Genomic DNA, 19614 nt, shown 5'->3' on the forward strand with positions numbered 1-19614 from the left:
GAGTAAATCGCGAAGTGGGAGATCGTCGCCGCACCCGTAGCTGCAGCAGACGTCAGCACATTCGCGTTCGCCTTCACGCTCGGAGTAGCAGCAGTAGCCGCAGCCCAACCAGTCGCACCGATCGCCGTACGTGCAATCGCTGACGACTCAGTCGTACCGTTCGCTGAGTACGCCACATAGTCGCCGCCACCAGTCACGGGAAAGCGTGCATCGAGAGTGGCTACCTGCTCAGCCTGAGTGAACCCAGCCACGTCACGCCCCCTTGTTGACGCGGGCCGCAGCGAACTGGATGCTCGCCTCACGCTCAGAATCGGTCAGCGGCTCAAGCCGTGCGAGAACCTCGTCCTTCGACGGGGCGTTGTACTCGGGCGTCTTTGCCAGTCCGAGCAGCCAACCGAACTTCGGCGACACGTACTTCTCGAAAAGGCGCACCACGAGGTAGTAGACCCCCTGGAAAGCGGCGGTCACGGCGACAATCAGCGCGGGCTCAAATCCTGCGTCGAGCTCGATGCCAGCGGTAACGAAACCGCCAATTACTGCACCGACCACGATCGGGACGAACGTTCGGACGAGAGAGTCAAACAGGGTCTTCATGATGCTTCTCCTTGGGTATCTTCTGGATCGGTAGCCGCCTGCGTCGCGGCCAGGTGGATGATGCCGAGCTTCGTCATGATCGGCATGGGCAGTTCGGGCATCACGCCCGCGCGGCCATGGATGTTCCACAACCACAACTGCGTCTCGCGAGACCGAACAGCGTCATTCATCTCATGCGACTCGAGGGACACGGCTGCCAGGCGGGTTTCCATCTCGGTCAGGCGGCGCTGAAAGTCCGCAACCGCAGCCGACACCTGACGGTCGACCACATCGTCGACATACTTCTGAAACGCGGCCTGACCCTTGAGGAAGGCATCCTCAGCGGACGCCTCAACCTCAACCTCTTTGATCTGCTTGTCGACCTTCTTGCCCCGGAAGAGGAAGTACGAACCAACGAGAGTCCCAATGGACGCGCACACGGCTACGAGAATCGGGCTCCAATCCATCAGATGTCGCCTTCCGTCATCCTCGCGTCCAACCGATCCGAACGTTCACGGTTCAGCCCGTCGAGGACTCTGGTAGCACGTTCTCTTCCGAGGCGTGCAAGGTTCCACATTGGTAGCGCGAGGAGGCCGGTGAGACCAGCAGCAACGAACCCTCGGCCGGCGTCACCCTGCACGTAAGCGATCCACACGGCGCCGGCATACCCACCGAGAACGAACACCATCGCCAGCTTGCCTACCGCCTCGAGATACCAGAGACGCGGGATTGCCAGGCCGACGAATGCCACCAGTCCCGCCATGAACAGCGTCCATGATGCGATGGCAGTGATCGTCGGGTCATATACGAGCGCAAACGACGGCATGCCATTGAGGATGCCGTTGAAGCCCATCAGCACAACGAGCCCATCGAACAGGGGCAGGACGATGCGCTTCATCTCCCGAGACGTAGAACCTTCAGTCGCGGGGATCGCGTCCTCAGCCCAGATCGTCGATCTCCACAACCAGCGCATCAGCCGTGGATCTGCTTCTGCTGCTCGAGCCACGAGTCGTTGAGCGCCTTCGCCTCGTCGATCGTGGCCTGGAACTCTGCCTTCGACTTGCAGTTCACGGCCTTGCCGTAGATGCGTGCCCACCGGTTCGCGGTCGCCTGCGAACGCGAGGAGCGGACGCCACCGGGTACCGTGGCACCAATCAGCGCCCAACCCTTCTCGCCACCAGCGGCGAAGTAGATGATCACTGCCTTGTCCATGTCCAACTCCTTGAGGATTGTCAGCGAGATCGCCGGGGTAGTGTTGCCGCCAGCGGGCTTGCCGTAGTTCGTATCGCGGTCGCGGATGTACTCGAAGTGGTGACGCTCGTTGGGCACGTAAAGCCGATTCCGAATGAAGCCGTTCTCGGCGAGGATCTCGACGATGCGGGCGTGCACCCAGTCGTCGGAATCGAGCGCCGTACCCTTCGTGTGAAACGCGAGCGGATCATCCGGGTGCAGCGCCTTCGAATGCCCGGGGTAGAGCAACGGGTTGTAACCAGAGTTCACATACCGGACCCACGCGTTGTACATCCCGAGCTGCGTGAAGCGCGATCGGTAGGTGGAGTTCGCGTCGATGTCGCGGCCGAACTCCGCACGAACCTGCGCCTCAGCGCGTCGGAACGCTGCTGCGCCCTCGGGTGTGAACTGCACTCCGGGTCGGATCGTTTCGATCACCAGACCGCCCATGATCAAGCAACCTCGTAGATGCCGAAGATGTACATACGCCCCGGAGCCCACGCACCCCCAGTCGGGTACGTCGGTGACAGGTTCGTCCCGGACACGCCAATCTGTACCGGCAACTGCCCAGTCGGAACGGTCGGGATGTTGACAGTGAAAGATGCAGCGCCAGTCAGTCGAGGCTGAACGGGGTACGACGCAAGCCCCTGCAAATGGAACAATCCGTGCCCGATATGGCGCAGCTTCGACATGTCAGCAGGAGGCACCGGAAGAGATATCTGAATCGGGCCTCCGAGCGCACCAGTCTCGGGGGCGAAGTCAAGCTCATAGATGAACTCCACAAGCTGCCCGCGCTGCTGATACTTGGCGTTCACCGCGCCACCATTGACATACAGGTTTGTGTACGTCGGAGACCACGACTTCCACCCCGACGAAACCACCTTCCACCCGGTCCCGTTGTGCCGGTACTCGGTGTCCGTGTCTGCCGCGTACCCGAGCAACCCTGCCCGCTTGTACGGGTATGCGTCGAGGGCAGCAAAGTTGTCCCGGATGATGCGGTTACCCACATCGTTCGCCTGCTCCGAGATGATCGTCGGATCAACACCGATGTCTGGTGCTCCCGCGTCGGAGAAGATGTACGCGCCCGTCAACGGATCGCGGTCGTCGTAAGTCATGTGAACCCCTTAGAAACACGAAACGCCCACCCGTAAGTGAGCGCATGAACAGAGAGTGAGAGTCAGCGAGTGCCGCCGATGCGGAGTGCACCGGAGAGCGAATCTTCGTCGACCCCGCGCCAGATGTTGTAACCGCCGTCCGCGACCGCGACGCCACGCCCGCCAGCCACGACATACGTACCGAACGACACGGGAAGAACCTGCCAACCAGACCTACGACCCTGCGGCAGATCAGTCTTTGACGTGATCGTCGGTGCGCCGCCAGGTATGGACGCGTGTGGATGAATTCCGACAGATGCCACACCGACCTGTTGCACCAATGGCAAGTAGATCTCGATCTTCGTGACAGTCCCGACGCCCACAGCATCCTTCACGCGGTTGCCGTACACCCAGATGCCATCATTGCTCGCCGACGCCCACGGACGCTTACCCCACCAGCCAGAACCAGCCTGATAGCGTCCGCTGTCAGACGCGCGAACAGTCACTGAGAACGGCTTCGACCCGCCACCCGACTCATCTGGTGGAGTGGGCGTCTCCGTGCCCGTCACCTTCCCCTGAATGACGCCAGTAGCCCAGTTGATCTCCACCGCGTCACCAACAGTCGGTGTGTACCCGGCCCGGTAGAACAGCATGTACTCCACGCCATCCACGGTCACCGAAGCTTTCGGCGCGCCCGTCCCAGACATTGTGCCCAGCGGGTTCAACGGGGTGACGGGTCCAGTAACAGCCGGCGAACCGTTCACCCAGTCCACGCGGACAGCCATACCCACCACGGGCGGGTAGAACCCAATGCACGGGACCGTCACAGTCGACAGGCCCATGTTCACGACAGCGAAACGGCCATCCATGCGGACGAACACAGCCGTCCCCGTGTTCACGGACCCCTTCTCGGCAAGCTTCCGCGCGACCGTCTTGGCGTTACTCACGTCAAGCTCCGGGCAACACGCAGCGTCACACTCATGAGTGGCGAGTTAGACAACGAGATCTTCCGCACTTGCCCTACCAGTGGACGCTTCCAGTCAGAGAGCTGGGCAACATCACCGATCTCAAGAAGCGGGTTCACGTGACACTGAATCTGCACGTCATACTGCTGTGACCCGACCGACTGATCCAAGATTGACTGAACGCCAGAGTTCGCCTGAGCCTGCGTCTTCACCAGATCTGACGACCAGTACCGCGTGTTCACCCCATACGGGCCATCAACACTCAACGGACCAGTATTGACCCGCGCCACTGCGAAGATCGGCTTGCCCTTCGCGTCCTCGAAGGTGCCAACCACCTCGTTGTACACGGTGTCCGTGTCGATCTCATCTGCGACGTCGATGACCGTACCCTCAGCGCCCAGACGCAACGTCGCAACAGGTGCACCGATCACATCCGGGATAATCTCCCACGCGCCCCGACTGTTCACAACAGCCGACCCACCCAGAACGCGACCGAGCTCGAGAACCGCATCCAAGCGTCCGCCCTGTTTCGCTTCCCACACCTTCAAGGCTGGAACCAGGGCATCCGCAACAGTCTCCTCAACAGCCATCCCCGTCAGGCGGCGAAGCTCACCAAATGCAGACACACCCGCCCTGGACTGCTCCGGAGACTGAAACCCCCACCGCTCAACATCCGCCTCAAGCGAATCGAACTTCACGCCCACCCGAGACGCAGAAACCATCTCGCGGCCGTCGTAGGTCACAACCGAATCCGAGGCGAACGGAACCGAGCCCACACGGAACGTGCCCAACGAAACAGACTCCATGAAACCGCCAGCGCGGATCGTCATCACCGGTTCCACGCGCGCACGGAACGGCGACAGCACACCCACCGTACCCACGGGGACAAGCGACGAACCGTCGACAGACGAGTGAACGATCGTCCCGGAACCCTGTGTGCAAATGCCGCGCTCAAGGTCAGCATCCAACTGCCAAGACTCGAACCGGACATCCTCAAGTACCCGATCGGAACCGTTGAAGACGTTCACTGACAGCTCACGCTCAAACGAACCAGACAGGACATCCACAAGCTCATCGCTATGCTGCCTCATGGTGCTCCTATCCCGCAGTACCCGCGAGGTCATAGCGACGATTCACATCAAGCCGCAGGAGGTTGTCTGCGTTCAACGCGGCACGAGTGGCGTAGAACGCATTCAGATCGGCCCGCGTCAACAGCGGTACGAACAGGCCAGGGATCGGCGGATCAACCTCGTCGCCGCTCAGACTGTGCGCAAGTTCCGAACCACCCCAACGGTGATCCATGTCCATCTCTGTAACACTCAGCGCCGACAAGAACAAAGGCTGCGGAAGACGCAAACGCCCATCGTTCGACCCAAGCCGGATGCACACAATAGGTGGCATGCCGTTGTCGCCCATCATCGCCTGCACCTTGTCGGCGTCCTCATCGGTGGACGTACGGACAACCATGTCAAGACCGGTCACCCCATACCGCGGCTCCGACAGCACCACGCCCACACGTCGGCCAAGCGGACGAGAAACCACACCAGGCGTCGGACGGGTAACACTCCACCCGCGATCTTCACCAAAGAAGACCTTCACGCCGCCCGAAGGGTTCAAGGGGTTGTGCATCCACGTGTCCGCACAAATCAGGGTCGTCGTCGCAGATTCCGTGAACCCCAACGACTCCCCCGCCGCATCGAACAACTCGGCCCGATATGTCACAGGGATGTTGAAGGGGATCTCGAAATCGATGCGAGTGAACGCGCCGGCAGTCGGCGCACGCACGGCACCGCGCATCAGAAACTCACGGCCACCCGCAAGCCGGTAGACCGTGATCCAGGCAGCCTCCGGGATCAGGTCATCAACGAACACCTCAACAAACGGGGCTGCGGTGACATCCGTGAGCAACGTAATCGCCATCAGGCAGCCTCCGCGTTATATGGGGTGATCGTGATGTACCCGATCGCATAAGCCACCGCATCGAACTCATACAAGCCCGGTTCCGAGAGTTCGAGATCCTGCTTGTCGTACAACTGGTCAGCAACACGGATCGCATCACGACCCGGCGAGAACAAGTCCCTGTAGAACCGGTCCTGACGGAAGCTTCCGAAAGCCATGAGAACCTCCCGTCAGGACCGCACGCCGCCACGAGACCATGCGTTAGCCGCATCATCGTGAGCGACAATCTGTTCCTGCACGATCGCGCGCACGGGATTGCCGTCGACCATCAACGTGAACGCTGCACCCGCAAGCGAGACGCTCACCGGTTCGGTGGGGCCAGATGAACCCGCGCCCGAGAACATCCCGAGCTCCTGCCCCGTCCGCACCCACACAGCCTCAGACCGTGTACGACGCGCCGGGTCCATCGAGATATACGCCTCGTCATACTCCTCAGCGAACTTGTGAATCCCACCCTTCGCATACGGGTATATCCCCGGCTCGAAACCACCAGAAGCAAACGTCTTCACGCCGTTCTGGTACAGCCCACCATCCGCGTTCAGATACTTGGCGAAGGCATCATTCATCGCCTGCGTCTTCGGGTTGAGCCACACGTTCACCGTTCGGTTGCCGTTACGGTTCACGAAGTTGTCAATCTCCCGCTGAGCCGCAGCCGTCTGAGCGATCACCTTGATGTCCTTCTCAGACGGAATCGCATAGATCTTGTCTGCCAACGCAACAGCCTGCGCGCGTGTAGCACCCATCGCGATCGCCGAATTGATCAGCGCATCACGACCCTCACGCATGCGCGTGATATACCCCTCAGTCGAACCATCGAGTTCCAGTTGAGCGGCAGCCGCACCCTGAGCATCGGAGGCCAGACCTAGGAGCATTCTCATGTTCTCCTGGCCGGCTTCGGTCGCAATGTCCAGGCCGGAAGCGCCATCCGAAATTGCCTGATTGACCGCGGCAAGAGTCTCTTGGTATGAGATGTTCTGGTCGATCGCACTCTGGTTCGTGCCGTTCGCCTCATTCATGGAGTCGATGAGCTCGAGAAGCTGATCGTTCAGCGTGGAAACCGATTCCGACTGCTCCAAGTACGCATCCGCGGCAGACTTCGCCGAAGACTCCGCGTCACCCATCGCCATGTTCAGCAACGACTGTTCATCCGCGGACTCGCCAGCCTTCGTGGCCTGCTCCACCAGCGCAGCCTTGAACGGCTCCATCTTGTTGATGAGAGCGACCATCTGCTCTTCCGTCAGGCCACTTTCCTCGGCGAGCAGGCGGAACTTCTCCTGCGCCAACGGGAGATCGGATGCAGCCAAGTCGCCGAGCTCGTCACCAAGCTTCATCACAGCATTCGCCGCGTTCAGCACAGGTCGAACACTGTCGCCCGTTGCCTTCGCGCCAGAAGCAGCAAGGTCCAGCATCTCTGCCAGACCTTCGACCGCAGACTCCGCAATCTTCAGATCGCCCGTCGCGCCGAAACCCTTACCCAGTGCAGCGCCGAGAACCTCAGCCGCGCTCGAGGCCGAGACCAGCTTGTTGTCAGTGACCTCAGAAGCATCGCCCATGTTCTGGATAGCCTCGGTGAGCAGATCCAGCCCCGCCGATGCTGCAGCGAAGCCCAGAAGGGCACCGCCACCAATCTTTGCCAGACGGCTGAGCTTCCCGGTGAGTGCGTCGCCGTCGAAACCAAGCTGATTCAGGGACTCCCGCAGATCATTGAACTTCGGGATGGCGAGGAGAGTCGCACCGCCAGCAAGAGCAACGCCAGCCGCAAGAACACCCATGCCTGCACCGAGCTGCTTAGCCCAATCCGGGAGAGCGTTGAAGCCGTCAACGATCTCAGTGAGACCCTGCACCAGCCAACGCAAGGGGCCGTTGGCGCCCTCGCCCATGCTGATAAACGCGGAGTCGAGCGCACCAGTCAGCTTCTCCCAGTCGCCAATGAGGTTATCGAGACGAGTTGCGGCAGTCTCTGCTGCGTACCCGGAGTCGTCAACCTTCTCCGTCCACTGCTGGATGCCCAGAGAGCCTTCCTGGTACAACACGTTCGCCGCACGAACCGCGTCCGAGCCAAACATGATCTCGAGTGATGCGTTGCGCTGCTCGTCGGTCAGGCCGGAGAGCGAGGACTTCAGGTTGCCAGCGAACTCAGCAAGACCAATGAACTGCCCCTGCGAGTCATACGCCGAGATTCCGAGGCGCTCCATCTCCTTCGCGGCCTTCGCCGAGTTCGGAGTGAGAGCACCCAGCATCGTCTTGAAGCTCGTACCCGCGTCGGAGCCCAGAAGACCCTGTGACGCGAAAGCCGCAAGGCCAGCCGTCGTCTCCTCGATCGAAAGACCCGTGGAATTGGCGACAAGGCCTGCCTGGTTCAACGCCTGCGACAAGTCCGAAACGTCACCCATCGCCTTGCCCGCGCCAGCAGCCAGAAGGTCAGCGACATGAGACATGTCCGAGCCTTCGAGCTTGAAGATCTTCAGAGCTGTCGCCGCTATACCAGCCGCGTCGGCCACCTCGAGTCCGCCAGCAGCAGCGAGGTCCAGCGCGCCGGTCAACCCGCCGCCCAGGATCTCCTGAGCCGACAGTCCAGCCTTCGCCATCTCCTCGATCGCGTTAGCGGCCTCGGTCGCGGAGTACACGGTCGCAGCACCAGCGTCGATCGCAGCCTGACGGAGCGCGTCCATGTTCCCGCGCGCATCCTCGCCAGTCGCCGCAACATTCGACATCGCCTGGTCAAACTCAGCGAAGCGAGCCACCGCCATACCAACGCCGGCAGCAAGAGCGGCACCCATTGCAACGCCAACCGTGCCGAGAGTCTGCATCGCCTGACGGGTCTGAGCCAACTTCTCAGCCTGAGTTCCGACCTTGCGAGTCTCCTCCGCCGCCTGCTGCATGCCCTTGCGATAGTCATCGACAACGGCCTTCAGACGGACCGAAACAACCCTCGTAGCCACGTCGGCCTCCCCAAGAAATGCGAAAAGCCCCTACAGTGAGGGGCATGAAGTGGGTTCGGGGATTGCTTGTCGCGGCAGTCCTATGTGCGACCGTTGCGGTCGGCACATGGGTAGTCCACGCTGCGCTCGGCGCCGACCTAGGCGACCCGGCCATGACGCTGATCGTCGCGTCGGGTGGCCTTGCGCTACTCCTCGCCGCAACGGCCGGGGTGGCAACGATCAACGGCTCCAAGAAGAGCTAGTCGCGCTTCTTCACCGTCCAGTGCATGGCCCGCGTGTTCGCGTTCGGGTTGGCCTTCTTGTAGCGCTCTTGAACCTCGTCGAGCTTCGCATCCACCCAGTCGACGACCGGCCCTTCAACGTCGTACGCGAACTGATTCGCAGGGTCCATCGCCTCGGACAGCAAGTGTCCATGCTGCCCGCGCGGAAGATTCGCCTCATGGCGCTGAGCCAGCATTGCCGCGACGTCCCACGAAGAAAACTCAGGCTCCCGCAGGGTCACAGAACGGACCATCCGGCCGGCGCCGTCATACTCATACGTCGTGACCTCGCCGGGCTCCCACCCGAAAAGACGACGAGGCGAAACGCCTAATTCGCGGGCGATGGAGACTTCCGGCCCGCTCGCGCTTTTCCCAGTTTGCGGAGAGCCTGCAACGACTCGTTGATGTTCACGCCCCAGATAGTGAGCTCGATGTTGTTGCGGAACGCGGGGTCCATGATCGCGAACCCTGCGGCCCAATCCTTGGGATCGATCTTCTCGCCATCGACCGTGACCTCGGGATACAGGGCGGTCAACGCCTTCGGGTTGTACCCAACCTGCGCATCATCCTCACGCCCCTGCCGTGGAGGGCAGCGTCCGATCAGGTCATCCCAAACCTCAGGCATCACCTTCGAAACTCCCACAGTCACCATCTCGCCACCGAACTCGACATCCAACGTCGACTCCTGGACGGTCTCAAGCTTCTCGCGCTGCTTCGCGATCAGATCCTTGAAATCACTCATGCTTCTCACCTCTCACCGTTCTCACCGGAAGGAAGACCTGGCCGGGATGGGTGAGGCATCCCGGCCAGGTGGTAGTTACGCGACCAGAACCGCGTCGCGCTCAGTCGGCTTCGTCAGGTACAGCGTGTACTGAGCCGTATCGACACCGTTCTCCACGGGAGCATCCGGGCGACGAACGCCCAGAACACCCGTGAGAACATCAACGACCTGGCCGGTCGCATAGTTCGCGTCGTTCGCGACACCCTGACGCTGCACATACTGCGACTCAGTGCCAGCAGCGGACAGCGCCTTCAGGATCGCGTCCGCCGACGCAACATCCGACGAGACAACGACCTTGATGTTGACCGTCTCAGTCACCTTGCCGGGACGCGAGAGATCCTGGATCAGCGTGAGGCGCTTGTCCTCCACGTTGGCCTGCGAGATCTGACGGTCCCAACCATCGGCGGTCATGCCGTAGGTCAGAGCCTTCGTCGTGCCACCGTTGAGAATCGCGACAGACTTCGCGTTCGACCCCACCGGCACCTGCAGAATTCGCCAGCGGCCATCGGACTGGCTTGAGGTAGGAACTGTTTCGGCTGCCATGGCAGTCTCCTTTCATCTCCCCGTGAACCGGGGCTTCGGTTGCCCTCAGGGAGACCGAGGGGGTACAAAAAGAGCCCCGCTGGTAGGCAGGGCTCAAGACTTGGTTGGGATCAGGCGGGCTGAGACCAGAACTCGAAGCTCAGGTCGAGGTAGTGGAGGTCGGTCACGGAGTCGTACCGCCCTTTGCCCTCTTCGACGCCAGGAACCAGAACGACTGGCGTGGAGGTGCGTCCGACGATCACAGGCGTCTTCCCGATCAGCGACATCACCGCATCGGCGAGCAACAGAAGACCGTCAGCGTCGACCGCGACGATCCGCACGTCGTACCGGTACCGTGCGCGCGACTCGACACGCTGCTGAGCCGTGAACCGGCCGTCATCAAGATCAGCGGGCCCATCGGGAAAGAGGACGATGTAGTTCGCGCGAACCGGTGTGCCGTTCGTGACGCGGATGTTCGAAAACACCTTGTTCGACAGCATCGACACGGCCAGCAGCAGAGCCTTGAACGCGGTGAAGTGAGCGAGCATGATCAGCCCTTCTCGATCGCCTCAGCAGTCGCATCGAACACAGCAATCTCAAGACCGCGGATGAAGTCAGGCTCGTTCGCTTCAAGTGCGTCACGACCGGCATGTTGAGGGCTGGACTTCACGCCACCACCCGCATCCTCGACGAAACCGAATGAACCCTGGTTGCGCCCCAAGTTCGGGCCTATCTCAGACGCGATCTCATTGCTCGAGTACTGCATGTCGAAGTCGATAGAAGCCGCGTACCCGGTCAGGCCAGTACGCTCAGCACCCTGCTGCCAGTCCTGTTTCATCTCGGTAGACGTCACCTTCATGGCCTTGACGACGTTACGTATCACCTTGGCCGGCGCGCCTGTAAGGTCAGCGGCCACTTCGAACAACTCGGAGAAGTCGTCGGCCACGGTTCACCCCAGTTCCGTGAGCGGATACCTGTACGCCGTGACCTGACCCGCAACAGCCGCACCTTGGATGCGAAACTGGCGGTCAACGAGAAGCGGGTCCGGGGAAGCAGTGATGTGCACCTCGTCGTCAGCCCAGACCCGCGGCGAACCAAAGGGGACGGACAGATAAGGTTCCTGTGAGCCCACCGGAGAGCTCGTCGAGTCCGAGTTGGAAACCTCGCGAGATGCCCAACGGATACGAGCCTTGCCCGAGTAACGTTCAACGTCTAGAACGCGGGTCGGGTCACCCGTCACAGGGTCCGTGCCGTCCTTGAAGCGGCCGACCTGCACCGTCTCAGACATCCGCGACTCAGCCTCAGCGCGCAGACCAGGAAGAGCTGCGGCGATATCCGTACCCAGGCTCACGGGTTGCCATCCAGTTCGAAGATCGGATAACCGGCGATGTCAGCGCCGCATGAACACCAGTTGGCGCCGAAGTTGACGTTGCACCACGCCAGATGCATTGAACCGGTGCCGAGCATGTCGATCGCGAACGCACCAGACGGGTCAGTGAGGCCCAGAAGCGTCCACCACTCATCCAGGATTTGCACGCGCCCCTTGCCCGAACGGTACGAGCGAGATGTCGTGCCGTCATCGACCGTGATGGACACCTGTGTGGCGTCGTCGGGCTTCTTCACCTGAGCGACAACAGCCTCACGCACCACGTAGTCGAGTTTCGCCTCGCCGATGTCGTCAAGGTTGATGTCTAGTTGCGTGGCGCGGTTCTCGATGAGCATGGTCGCGTCATCGATCCACAGAACCCACTGCTGTTCCGTAATGGAACCAGATTCGGGGGCGGCCACACCAAGTGCGACCGCGATAGTTGCGGGAGTCACAGCCATGACCGCCCCCTTCTCTGATTACTCCTTGTCGGTCTTCGCGACCGGCTTCTTCGCGGGCTTGTCGTCATTGACGACTTCCCACTCAGAACCCAGACGCTCGACCTTCTCGTCGGCGACCTGCACGATCGCCCCGGACTTGATGTGCCGAAGGCGAGCCATGATCACACCAGGTCGTGGATCTTCGCGAACGCGTTCAGATCCGCGATGCCCCAGCCGTAGACGACCTCCGCACGGAACGCGACCTGGTTGTTGCGCTTCAGGTCACCGCCGCCGTCCGGGTCGCCGTACTTGATGAGCTCGAGACCGATCTGCTTCTGAACTCCCCAGCGGATGGCAGAGAAGTCACCAACGAAACCGAGCACCTTCGTGTCGACCGCGATGACGCCAGTGCCGCTAACCGTGTTGGACACCGACGCGCGGTGTCCATCAAGCTCGCTGGTCTCAACGCCGAGCTTGAAGTTCGGGTAGAGCTTCTGCTCGGAGTTCGTGCCGCGCAGCGCAGAGAACTTCGCCGCGTAAGCCGGCGCCAGTGCGATGTCACGCGGAACGAAACCGTCTGCGAGGACGAGGTTGTCGGCGGCGTCGAGGCTCACGTACGGCTTGTCGGCCGCAGCGTACTCGACGAGGTTCGTGGTGTCCGTGAGTCCACCGTTCATCGCGGCAACAACAGCGCCGGATGCAGGGTTGATCTCGTGGAACACGCCGAAGTCGAGGGCACGCGAGAGCGCCGGCTGGATGAGTGCGAGGATCTCGTCGACAACCTCGAGCTGACGGTCTTCGTCGGCCCACAGGACTTCCTCGTTGAACCGAAGAGTCTTGTGGAACTTGAACGGCTTGATCGGCTTCGTGGTCGGCGTGACGGTCGAAGCGCCCTTCTGGGCACCTTCAGCGACATACTCGGCCTCACCAATGCTGAACGACCACGACTCGCCCTCACCGAACGTCATCGGCGTCTGGGCCGACAGTTCAGCGACGGCCGAGCCGTTCTTGATCGCGCCGAGCCAGGGGTCGAGCTTCTGCTTGGGGATCGAGAGCGATCCAGTTGCGAGAGCAACCATAGTCTTGCCTTTCGTTTAGTCGGTGCTGCCGAACAAGCCCCGCGCGAACTCGCGCAGACCTTTGTCGGGATCACCAGTCGTTTTGTTGACGCCCTCTTTTGGGGCGACGTTGCCTGTCTTCTTCTGATCAGCGATCCGCTCGGCCAGGCGCTTGGCCTGAGCCTCAAGAGCGTCCGCATTGGAACCGGTCAGGAATAGATCGCGGTCCTCGGCAGTGATGCCGTGCCGTGTGGCGATCTCGGATCGCAGCGCGCGGGCTTCCGCCTCCGCATGCTTGGCCTCGAGGTCGATGAGCTTCTGCTCAACCGTCTTCGCGCCTTCCGCTTTCGCCTTCAGATCGGCGTAGTCGCCGAACTGATTCTTGGCCTGCTGGGCGAGCCGATCCTTGAGGATCTGATTCAACTCAGCCTGCGTGAATGTCTTGTCCTGCGGCTGTTCGCCAGCTTCCACTGCCACAGGGGCTTCGGGAGCAATGGGGTCAGTCATTTGGTTCCATCCGTTTCCGTGCCGTCGCACTCCAGAACCCCGAAACTGTCGGGTACAGCCCGCCGAAACGGGAAGTCAATCGGGGTAGTTACCCTCGAGGTAGTCGCGCAGGAAGGCTTTCTCCTTGGGTGTACGGCGGCGCTTCGATGCCATGTACTGCATCGTGTCCGCTTCCGGTCCCATCGCGCCGCCCTTGAAGACCGGGGATGCCGTGCACATACAGTCGTCGTGCGCCGCGAACGTTGCCGTCTCCTTGCGATAGACGGCGCCGCGGTCAGCCAGCATCCGGCAGAATTTGCACGATTTCGCACCACGAGCAATCCGCGTCCACCCGACACACGCCGGATCTTGCTTGCGGTTCGTGATGATCGTGTCCCGATACGGACGCGCCATCTCCGATCGCATCAACTGGGCGAACCGGGCAGCAGCAAGTTCGTCATCATCGATCGAGAGCGGTTCGGAAGCCCAGGCGACACCTCGGCGTACTTTCACCGTCCGATCGAGAATGACCGGGGCCGCAGAATACGAACCGACCGTGCCCACGCGCGCATCATCGTAGAAGTCAGCCGCGAGGGCAGAAGAACCCTCCGAGTAGTACGCCAGAACACCAGGAACCGTGTCCAGAAGCTGTAGCCGCCGCGACTCCCACGACCCGGAAGATCGGCGCAACATCCACCGCACCTGATCTTCCGCGTCATCACCCAGCAGGGTCAGTTGAGCTTTCGACTCCAGCGCCGTCACCATTCGGAACCTCCGCCTGACGTGCAGCAATCAGAGACTCAGCAGACTGACGACCGCGCATCTTGTCTCGCTCGGCAAGCGCACGTTCGATCTGCTGCTGCGAGTAACCGAGAACCTCAAGGCCAACGGTCGTCTCGCGCATCCATTCAGGAGCCGCGGCAACCTGCTTGGCGCCGGCGTCTGCAACCGCAGCACGGGAAAGGTAGACCGGAGAACGCCACTGCGTATCGATCGACGCCCATTCCTTGGGGATCTCAGACAGGCCGTTCTGGATCGCCAGAGCCGTCTGAATGCGGCGACGGATCGGGACGGACCAGTCATCGGTCGCGCCCTCAGCCTCAGCGATCAGATCCTCACGTGACGCGTTGTACGAATCAGCCGATGTCGGGTTCGCCATGTCCGTCAGCGCGAACGCCGAATCGGGCAGGTCGTACTCGCGCGCCTCCAGCTTCGCCAGGGCGTTCAGGTCCGCAAGATGGGGCGCCGGCGACTGTGCAGCGATGTGCTGCACGTCCGCACGCCCGTTAGAACCAGCAGGCGGGTCATCATCGTCAGGGATCGCGAGAGCACGCCCAAGAGCGATCTGCCAAGACGCCTTGTATGACCCGTCGGGGTTCTTGAACATGGCCTCGTTCGCGCCCAGCAGGATCAACTGCGGGATCGTGAACACATCCATGTGTGCTTCAAGACGAACCAGCTCACGGACAGCCGCGTACTGGTGTGAGATCGCGGCAGGCGTGATACGAGACCGACCCATGCGCTTCGAGGACCGCGGCTTGTATACCAGCGGGTCGACCGGGACATGCCACGGGTGCTCAGAACGATCAAGCTCCCATGAGCCATCGACAAGATCCGCGTTGATAGTCTCACCGTCGAGGTAGAGCACGAAACCGGTGATCTTGTTCCGATCGCGCGACGTCACCGACAGAAGATTGTCCAGGCGACGCTTCCGGTTGTTCCACTCGCCGGTCGCGTTCAGTGCATCCTTGGCGTGAACCAGAGCCTTCGGCTCATCATCGCTCACATCGCCCTGGGTAGTGATCAGATACGAGATGCCGTGGATCAGCGAGTCAGTGCGGCCCTGCGACAGCTCTGACAGTAGGAAGTTCGAGTCCTCGAGCTCAGGCATGCCCAGCGAATCAAGATCGCCGTCAGCCCACACCATCTGCTCGAGCGTGCACCGACGACCGAGGCCATCGACACCCTTCGCAGTCCACCCCAGAGCAAGACCCAGACGGTGATACTGCGGAGGAATGATCGTGCCCACCTGGCGCAGCGCAGACTTCCCGTCGTACAGATCCGAACGCTTCCGGTTGTGCGACGTCTTGTCCTTCAACTGCTTCGCAAGGAAGTTGACGGTGACCGTCTCATCCTCAGAAAGTCCAGGTACGCGCAGAGTCTCATCAACCATGCGGTCCCCCGTCTCTACAGCACCAAAGCCGTACGTTCGCTAGTGCGGCGCCGTGTTGGGCGTTCCACATCGTCTTTCTGAGCGCCCCAGAGGGCGAGAGTTGCGGACACGATCGGCGTGATGTCGGATTCGGCGTCCTTGCGGTTCCACGCCCATGCGCCGGCCAGGTTCCGCTTCCGTGCAACAGACAAGGCCACGTTCAACTGCGGCTGATCGGTGTGGCGCAGCTTCGGCACGGGCTCCATCACCCCATCGAAGAACTGACCGCACGCGATAGCCATGTCACGGCCCTCCGCGGCGGCCAGAGTCACCACGACGTCAGTGCCTACCAAGTAGTTGCGGCCACGGCGTTCCTCAACCAGGCCAGTCATCTCATCGACAACCACGGCATGGAGACGGTTCCGTTCCGAACGGCCCTTGACCCACGCCGACACCCACTCCACAGAGCGCTTCTGCTCATCGAGCTCCACATGCCACAGGCCGTCCGCCCGTTGACCAGCAATGGACACGGAAGCCATGGAACGATCAGGGGCGACATCGATAGCCAGAGTCAGACGGTCGATCGCCATAGAAGCGGGGTCGACAACTCTGCTCCACGAGACGTCATCGATGACCTGACCCGAATCGGTTGCGTCGTAGATACCGAGCGCTTCTCGCTTGAACGAATCCTCGTTCTTGAGCTGCTTCCGCATCCGCAACATCGACTCGAGCGGCGTCCGATGTGGGAACGACGGATTCGCCTTCGCCCACTGCGCCCGATCATCCGGGTCAGCATCCTTGTCAGCCGAGAACTCGACAAACACCATGTCATCAGACAGGCCAACAACCTGATCCTCTGGCTTCGAGCCCAGCGCGTCATTCCTGCGCTCGAGCCACTCCTCACCCGGATCGGTCGGACGCGGCGGAGTGCCCATGAAGAACAACAGCGCGCCGGCGGGCTGGCGAGACTGGTTTGTCGCCGCCACCATGTCCTCGAGCGCCTTCTCCGTCAGGATCTGCGCCTCGTCGAACACCTCGACGTCGACCTCATCGAAACCACGACCGAACCCACCCTCACGGGCGCCGAACATAATCACAGAGCCGTTACGAAACCGGATCTCCTGCTCACCATTCGCCGTACGGATGCCATCGTTACGACCCGCCGCCAGATGACCGCGAATCTTCTTCTTCCGGACCATACCCTGCATTGTCTGGAACGTCTTCGTCGCCGTCTTCGTCCGATGCGCCGTCCACAGCACCGTCATCCGAGGGTTCAGGATGCACAGTGCAATCACGATCATGCCGACCAGGAAGGTCTTGCCTACCTGCCGCGGAATCGAAAGAACAACACCGCCGATCGTCGCCGCGTACTTGCCGTTCTTTGACTTCCCCAAAGCGACCCGGCCGATACCGTGCTGCCACTCATCGAACGCCACGCCCATCGCCGCACACTGAGCAACCACGCGCGGCCAAGCCGTCGTGACAATCCCCTTCGGGTACACGACATGACGAGCAACATCCGTCAGCTTCGGATCAGACCGCAGCGGCGTCGAACTCTCCATCGTCGACATTCGCGCCGCCCTCCGCGTCCTCATCCTCGCCGCGCTGCAGTGCCTCAATCTCCTTCGAGATGATCGACAACTGGCGGTGAAGAGCAGCCTTCGCCGGCCCCTTCTCCTCCGGGAGTGAAGTCGCAATCTCGCGGCGCTGAGCAAGCAGAATCTGCAAGTAGTCGCCGCCCTCGATCGCCTCAGTGAGAGTGAGGATCTTCGGGGGCGTGGATGGCACCTCATCAGCCTTCACGGCACGCAAGGCGGGCTTAGTCGAAGGCATTGTTCACCACCTTGCGGAAACAAAAAAACGTCAGAGAGAGTAGACGGCAAGCCCCGGAGGTCCATAGGGCGAGGGGTGAGGGGGCACCCTCCCCTGGGTCTCGACTCGTTATTGGAGTGAGCCTGACCTCTTGATGATGGGTGCGATGAGCCGCGCCCGCTTCTTGGAGTTGCAGCGCCAGTGTGCGGCCTTGGCGTTACTCAGGTCGTGGCGTCCACCCTTGTCGATGGGTACGTCATGGTCTGCAACGAATGCTTCTGGGTTGGGCTTGCGTGTGCCTGGAATGTAGTAGGGAATGTCGTAGTCGATGGGATCACCACACAGGTGACAGTTGCCACCGCGCCTGCGTACGTACTCGCGCATCCGGTCTTGCATGGCGGTGTTACGCCTGACCATGGCGCTACTCCTCGTCCCACCTTGCAGCGGGTCGCATGATGTGACGTACTGGTCGGCGTGCGTCCTTGGCCTCGGCTATGTCGCGGTCTTCGCACAGGAACGCGGCACGCATGGAGGGGTAGGTGTCACCGCACATCTCGCATGTGTGTGTCTCGCTGCCGTGGTAGGTCGCAGCATGCTTGTCAGCCACGCTTAGCCTCCGTTGTGAGGGTTTCATCGATGATGTAGCGACCAGTGATGGCGCTACGCCTTGCGCCGCCTACGCGGTAGACGCCGTCGCCCAGGTGTTGGAAGCGGGAGAGTTTGGCTTGGAGCCTGTCTCTTTCGTCCATGAGGCCAAGGATCTGGCACCCCGCGCATGCGGGACCGTGTGGTTCATGTGACTTACTCATCGCCACCATCACCAGTAATGCCGCGCACTCTGTCGAGTGCGTTGGTGAGCAGGCCGACAGCTACATGGTCCGGAAGGTTGCTGCTGGATGTCAGCAGTGCATACGCGGATTCGGGGCGGTCGTTCACGGATGGCAGGTAGATGTTCGCGATCCAGTCGCCAACGAACTCGCCCTCTTCGATGAAGCCTTCGTCCATGAGGTGGTTGGTGATCGCTGTCTGCATTGCTGCTTCGGTCTGATCGCTCACGTCCACGGCCCTTTCACGATGACCCCGGCGTGTGACGTCCAGGTCTTGGGTGCCCATCCGTCTGGTGTGCTGGGTTTGTCGCGCATGAAGAGCATGTCGAGTGTGGGTTGTTTCATGGCGTAGACGATGATGGCGATACTGATGCCGACGATCATGCCGAGTGTGACTCTCACGTGTGCACCAGATGGCTGAGATCCAAGATCGTCGCGCCTTGTCGGATGAGCATGTCTCGGTGTTCGCGTCCGTGGTGTGCGCAGAAGGCGGCGGTAAGTCCGGATGGGTACTTGACGTAGACGTAGGCGCGAACGTAGGCGGGTGCGGCGGGGTTGTTGTCGCAGGCGAGGCATAGGTCGTCGTTGACTTCGATGACATCCACGATCACCCCGATCGCTCGAAGAGTGCAGGGTGCGACGTCATTGCCGCACCCTGCGTTGGTCATACGCCTAGACGACGGGCGAGGTCGTCAACGTCCTGCAGTTCCTGGTGGAGTGCACGGACGCGAGCTCGAGACTCTTCGATCGCTTTCTCGAAGTCCGTCTTGTCAGTGGCAAGCGTGACCGTGACGACCCGTTCCTTGCCGATTGCGCGGCGCAGTACGTTCATCAGGCGTTCGATACCCGAAGCATCGAACTCAACGCCGTTCAGGTAGACGGCGGGGCTGTCAGCTCCCCATGTAACTGTCAGTACTGGTTCCGATACGCCGTCGTTTTCGACTGCGGTTGCGGAGTTCCAGAAGGTTTCCTTGGGCATGATTGCCCCTTTCGCTCGACGGGCATCACGCCCGTCTCACCCAGCATCGCGCCGGGGAGCTTGTGGAGGTTTCAGAAGAGGTGTTCCCGTGTTTGTCAGCCCGCCATGCACGTAATGCTGTTCGCGGCGAATGACTCGGGAAGATGCACGAGCCAGGCATGTACGCGA

29 protein-coding genes are annotated in these 19614 nt (G+C 61.3%); all 29 read right to left on the reverse strand.

From position 1 onward, the window contains the following. Nucleotides 1–252: 252 nt before the first annotated feature. Nucleotides 253–594 carry a hypothetical protein gene (locus QFZ21_RS09085; protein ID WP_307376937.1) on the reverse strand — a complete coding sequence of 114 codons (342 nt, stop codon included), beginning with the start codon at nucleotides 592–594 and terminating at the stop codon, nucleotides 253–255. Then, nucleotides 591–1040 carry a hypothetical protein gene (locus QFZ21_RS09090; protein ID WP_307376939.1) on the reverse strand — a complete coding sequence of 150 codons (450 nt, stop codon included), beginning with the start codon at nucleotides 1038–1040 and terminating at the stop codon, nucleotides 591–593. The genes QFZ21_RS09085 and QFZ21_RS09090 overlap by 4 nt, the downstream gene beginning before the upstream one ends. After that, on the reverse strand, nucleotides 1040–1471 hold the full coding sequence (locus QFZ21_RS09095; RefSeq protein ID WP_307376942.1) for a hypothetical protein: 432 nt from the start codon (nucleotides 1469–1471) through the stop codon (nucleotides 1040–1042). Before QFZ21_RS09095 ends, QFZ21_RS09090 begins: the two co-directional genes overlap by 1 nt. Nucleotides 1472–1545: 74 nt before the next feature. Further along, nucleotides 1546–2253 carry a hypothetical protein gene (locus QFZ21_RS09100; protein WP_307376945.1) on the reverse strand — a complete coding sequence of 236 codons (708 nt, stop codon included), beginning with the start codon at nucleotides 2251–2253 and terminating at the stop codon, nucleotides 1546–1548. Nucleotides 2254–2255: 2 nt separating this feature from the next. Next, entirely contained in the window at nucleotides 2256–2918 is a 663-nt protein-coding gene (locus tag QFZ21_RS09105; RefSeq protein ID WP_307376947.1) for a hypothetical protein, read from the reverse strand. A 62-nt stretch (nucleotides 2919–2980) separates the two neighbouring features. Beyond that, on the reverse strand, nucleotides 2981–3844 hold the full coding sequence (locus QFZ21_RS09110; protein WP_307376950.1) for a hypothetical protein: 864 nt from the start codon (nucleotides 3842–3844) through the stop codon (nucleotides 2981–2983). Next, the gene (locus QFZ21_RS09115; protein WP_307376953.1) at nucleotides 3841–4953 is read right to left on the reverse strand and encodes a hypothetical protein; all 1113 of its coding nucleotides are present in this window, start codon (nucleotides 4951–4953) and stop codon (nucleotides 3841–3843) included. The genes QFZ21_RS09110 and QFZ21_RS09115 overlap by 4 nt, the downstream gene beginning before the upstream one ends. A gap of 7 nt (nucleotides 4954–4960) precedes the next feature. Beyond that, nucleotides 4961–5782, reverse strand: a complete 822-nt coding sequence (locus QFZ21_RS09120) for a hypothetical protein (RefSeq protein WP_307376955.1) — start codon at nucleotides 5780–5782, stop codon at nucleotides 4961–4963. After that, nucleotides 5782–5979, reverse strand: coding sequence for a hypothetical protein (locus tag QFZ21_RS09125; protein ID WP_307376958.1), 198 nt, complete (start codon nucleotides 5977–5979; stop codon nucleotides 5782–5784). Before QFZ21_RS09125 ends, QFZ21_RS09120 begins: the two co-directional genes overlap by 1 nt. Before the next feature lie 12 nt (nucleotides 5980–5991). Continuing rightward, a complete protein-coding gene (locus QFZ21_RS09130) occupies nucleotides 5992–8763 on the reverse strand; it encodes a phage tail tape measure protein (protein WP_307376960.1) in 2772 nt (923 codons plus the stop codon). Between the two features lie 238 nt (nucleotides 8764–9001). Continuing rightward, a complete protein-coding gene (locus QFZ21_RS09135) occupies nucleotides 9002–9265 on the reverse strand; it encodes a hypothetical protein (RefSeq protein WP_307376962.1) in 264 nt (87 codons plus the stop codon). A gap of 86 nt (nucleotides 9266–9351) precedes the next feature. Then, nucleotides 9352–9765 (reverse strand): hypothetical protein, encoded by a 414-nt coding sequence (locus QFZ21_RS09140; RefSeq protein ID WP_307376964.1) that lies wholly within the window; start codon nucleotides 9763–9765, stop codon nucleotides 9352–9354. Between the two features lie 75 nt (nucleotides 9766–9840). Continuing rightward, nucleotides 9841–10347 (reverse strand): hypothetical protein, encoded by a 507-nt coding sequence (locus tag QFZ21_RS09145; protein ID WP_307376966.1) that lies wholly within the window; start codon nucleotides 10345–10347, stop codon nucleotides 9841–9843. Nucleotides 10348–10457: 110 nt separating this feature from the next. Beyond that, on the reverse strand, nucleotides 10458–10874 hold the full coding sequence (locus QFZ21_RS09150; RefSeq protein WP_307376969.1) for a hypothetical protein: 417 nt from the start codon (nucleotides 10872–10874) through the stop codon (nucleotides 10458–10460). Between the two features lie 2 nt (nucleotides 10875–10876). Further along, entirely contained in the window at nucleotides 10877–11272 is a 396-nt protein-coding gene (locus QFZ21_RS09155; RefSeq protein ID WP_307376971.1) for a hypothetical protein, read from the reverse strand. Nucleotides 11273–11275: 3 nt separating this feature from the next. After that, the gene (locus QFZ21_RS21055; protein WP_373426011.1) at nucleotides 11276–11677 is read right to left on the reverse strand and encodes a DUF6093 family protein; all 402 of its coding nucleotides are present in this window, start codon (nucleotides 11675–11677) and stop codon (nucleotides 11276–11278) included. Continuing rightward, nucleotides 11674–12153, reverse strand: a complete 480-nt coding sequence (locus QFZ21_RS09160; protein WP_307376974.1) for a hypothetical protein — start codon at nucleotides 12151–12153, stop codon at nucleotides 11674–11676. Before QFZ21_RS09160 ends, QFZ21_RS21055 begins: the two co-directional genes overlap by 4 nt. An 18-nt stretch (nucleotides 12154–12171) precedes the next feature. Then, complete coding sequence (locus QFZ21_RS09165) at nucleotides 12172–12312, reverse strand: hypothetical protein (protein WP_307376977.1); 141 nt, start codon at nucleotides 12310–12312, stop codon at nucleotides 12172–12174. Between the two features lie 2 nt (nucleotides 12313–12314). After that, complete coding sequence (locus QFZ21_RS09170) at nucleotides 12315–13211, reverse strand: phage major capsid protein (protein WP_307376979.1); 897 nt, start codon at nucleotides 13209–13211, stop codon at nucleotides 12315–12317. A 15-nt stretch (nucleotides 13212–13226) separates the two neighbouring features. Beyond that, the gene (locus QFZ21_RS09175) at nucleotides 13227–13697 is read right to left on the reverse strand and encodes a hypothetical protein (protein WP_307376981.1); all 471 of its coding nucleotides are present in this window, start codon (nucleotides 13695–13697) and stop codon (nucleotides 13227–13229) included. Between the two features lie 75 nt (nucleotides 13698–13772). Further along, nucleotides 13773–14441 (reverse strand): hypothetical protein, encoded by a 669-nt coding sequence (locus QFZ21_RS09180; protein ID WP_307376983.1) that lies wholly within the window; start codon nucleotides 14439–14441, stop codon nucleotides 13773–13775. Continuing rightward, a complete protein-coding gene (locus QFZ21_RS09185) occupies nucleotides 14395–15849 on the reverse strand; it encodes a phage portal protein (protein ID WP_307376985.1) in 1455 nt (484 codons plus the stop codon). The genes QFZ21_RS09180 and QFZ21_RS09185 overlap by 47 nt, the downstream gene beginning before the upstream one ends. A 14-nt stretch (nucleotides 15850–15863) precedes the next feature. Continuing rightward, a complete protein-coding gene (locus QFZ21_RS09190) occupies nucleotides 15864–17399 on the reverse strand; it encodes a hypothetical protein (protein ID WP_307376987.1) in 1536 nt (511 codons plus the stop codon). Continuing rightward, nucleotides 17362–17631: a hypothetical protein gene (locus QFZ21_RS09195; protein WP_307376991.1), complete on the reverse strand. Its 270-nt coding sequence runs from the start codon at nucleotides 17629–17631 to the stop codon at nucleotides 17362–17364. The genes QFZ21_RS09190 and QFZ21_RS09195 overlap by 38 nt, the downstream gene beginning before the upstream one ends. A 138-nt stretch (nucleotides 17632–17769) precedes the next feature. After that, nucleotides 17770–18057 carry an HNH endonuclease gene (locus QFZ21_RS09200; protein WP_307376994.1) on the reverse strand — a complete coding sequence of 96 codons (288 nt, stop codon included), beginning with the start codon at nucleotides 18055–18057 and terminating at the stop codon, nucleotides 17770–17772. Between the two features lie 384 nt (nucleotides 18058–18441). Further along, on the reverse strand, nucleotides 18442–18696 hold the full coding sequence (locus QFZ21_RS09205; RefSeq protein ID WP_307376995.1) for a hypothetical protein: 255 nt from the start codon (nucleotides 18694–18696) through the stop codon (nucleotides 18442–18444). Beyond that, nucleotides 18693–18851 carry a hypothetical protein gene (locus QFZ21_RS09210; RefSeq protein WP_307376998.1) on the reverse strand — a complete coding sequence of 53 codons (159 nt, stop codon included), beginning with the start codon at nucleotides 18849–18851 and terminating at the stop codon, nucleotides 18693–18695. The genes QFZ21_RS09205 and QFZ21_RS09210 overlap by 4 nt, the downstream gene beginning before the upstream one ends. Nucleotides 18852–18865: 14 nt before the next feature. Further along, nucleotides 18866–19135, reverse strand: coding sequence for a hypothetical protein (locus QFZ21_RS09215; RefSeq protein ID WP_307377000.1), 270 nt, complete (start codon nucleotides 19133–19135; stop codon nucleotides 18866–18868). Beyond that, entirely contained in the window at nucleotides 19132–19446 is a 315-nt protein-coding gene (locus QFZ21_RS09220; protein WP_307377002.1) for a hypothetical protein, read from the reverse strand. The genes QFZ21_RS09215 and QFZ21_RS09220 overlap by 4 nt, the downstream gene beginning before the upstream one ends. Between the last annotated feature and the right edge of the window lie 168 nt (nucleotides 19447–19614).

This window comes from Microbacterium sp. W4I20 (assembly GCF_030816505.1).
Lineage (GTDB): Bacteria > Actinomycetota > Actinomycetes > Actinomycetales > Microbacteriaceae > Microbacterium.

Coding starts and splice junctions, on each gene's coding strand:
- QFZ21_RS09085 (WP_307376937.1), bottom strand. CDS start 594: ATGAAGACCCTGTTTGACTCTCTCGTCCGAACGTTCGTCCCGATCGTG.
- QFZ21_RS09090 (WP_307376939.1), bottom strand. CDS start 1,040: ATGGATTGGAGCCCGATTCTCGTAGCCGTGTGCGCGTCCATTGGGACT.
- QFZ21_RS09095 (WP_307376942.1), bottom strand. CDS start 1,471: ATGAAGCGCATCGTCCTGCCCCTGTTCGATGGGCTCGTTGTGCTGATG.
- QFZ21_RS09100 (WP_307376945.1), bottom strand. CDS start 2,253: ATGGGCGGTCTGGTGATCGAAACGATCCGACCCGGAGTGCAGTTCACA.
- QFZ21_RS09105 (WP_307376947.1), bottom strand. CDS start 2,918: ATGACTTACGACGACCGCGATCCGTTGACGGGCGCGTACATCTTCTCC.
- QFZ21_RS09115 (WP_307376953.1), bottom strand. CDS start 4,953: ATGAGGCAGCATAGCGATGAGCTTGTGGATGTCCTGTCTGGTTCGTTT.
- QFZ21_RS09120 (WP_307376955.1), bottom strand. CDS start 5,782: ATGGCGATTACGTTGCTCACGGATGTCACCGCAGCCCCGTTTGTTGAG.
- QFZ21_RS09125 (WP_307376958.1), bottom strand. CDS start 5,979: ATGGCTTTCGGAAGCTTCCGTCAGGACCGGTTCTACAGGGACTTGTTC.
- QFZ21_RS09140 (WP_307376964.1), bottom strand. CDS start 9,765: ATGAGTGATTTCAAGGATCTGATCGCGAAGCAGCGCGAGAAGCTTGAG.
- QFZ21_RS09145 (WP_307376966.1), bottom strand. CDS start 10,347: ATGGCAGCCGAAACAGTTCCTACCTCAAGCCAGTCCGATGGCCGCTGG.
- QFZ21_RS09150 (WP_307376969.1), bottom strand. CDS start 10,874: ATGCTCGCTCACTTCACCGCGTTCAAGGCTCTGCTGCTGGCCGTGTCG.
- QFZ21_RS09160 (WP_307376974.1), bottom strand. CDS start 12,153: ATGGCTGTGACTCCCGCAACTATCGCGGTCGCACTTGGTGTGGCCGCC.
- QFZ21_RS09165 (WP_307376977.1), bottom strand. CDS start 12,312: ATGGCTCGCCTTCGGCACATCAAGTCCGGGGCGATCGTGCAGGTCGCC.
- QFZ21_RS09170 (WP_307376979.1), bottom strand. CDS start 13,211: ATGGTTGCTCTCGCAACTGGATCGCTCTCGATCCCCAAGCAGAAGCTC.
- QFZ21_RS09175 (WP_307376981.1), bottom strand. CDS start 13,697: ATGACTGACCCCATTGCTCCCGAAGCCCCTGTGGCAGTGGAAGCTGGC.
- QFZ21_RS09180 (WP_307376983.1), bottom strand. CDS start 14,441: ATGGTGACGGCGCTGGAGTCGAAAGCTCAACTGACCCTGCTGGGTGAT.
- QFZ21_RS09185 (WP_307376985.1), bottom strand. CDS start 15,849: ATGGTTGATGAGACTCTGCGCGTACCTGGACTTTCTGAGGATGAGACG.
- QFZ21_RS09190 (WP_307376987.1), bottom strand. CDS start 17,399: ATGTCGACGATGGAGAGTTCGACGCCGCTGCGGTCTGATCCGAAGCTG.
- QFZ21_RS09200 (WP_307376994.1), bottom strand. CDS start 18,057: ATGGTCAGGCGTAACACCGCCATGCAAGACCGGATGCGCGAGTACGTA.
- QFZ21_RS09210 (WP_307376998.1), bottom strand. CDS start 18,851: ATGATCGTCGGCATCAGTATCGCCATCATCGTCTACGCCATGAAACAA.
- QFZ21_RS09215 (WP_307377000.1), bottom strand. CDS start 19,135: ATGACCAACGCAGGGTGCGGCAATGACGTCGCACCCTGCACTCTTCGA.
- QFZ21_RS09220 (WP_307377002.1), bottom strand. CDS start 19,446: ATGCCCAAGGAAACCTTCTGGAACTCCGCAACCGCAGTCGAAAACGAC.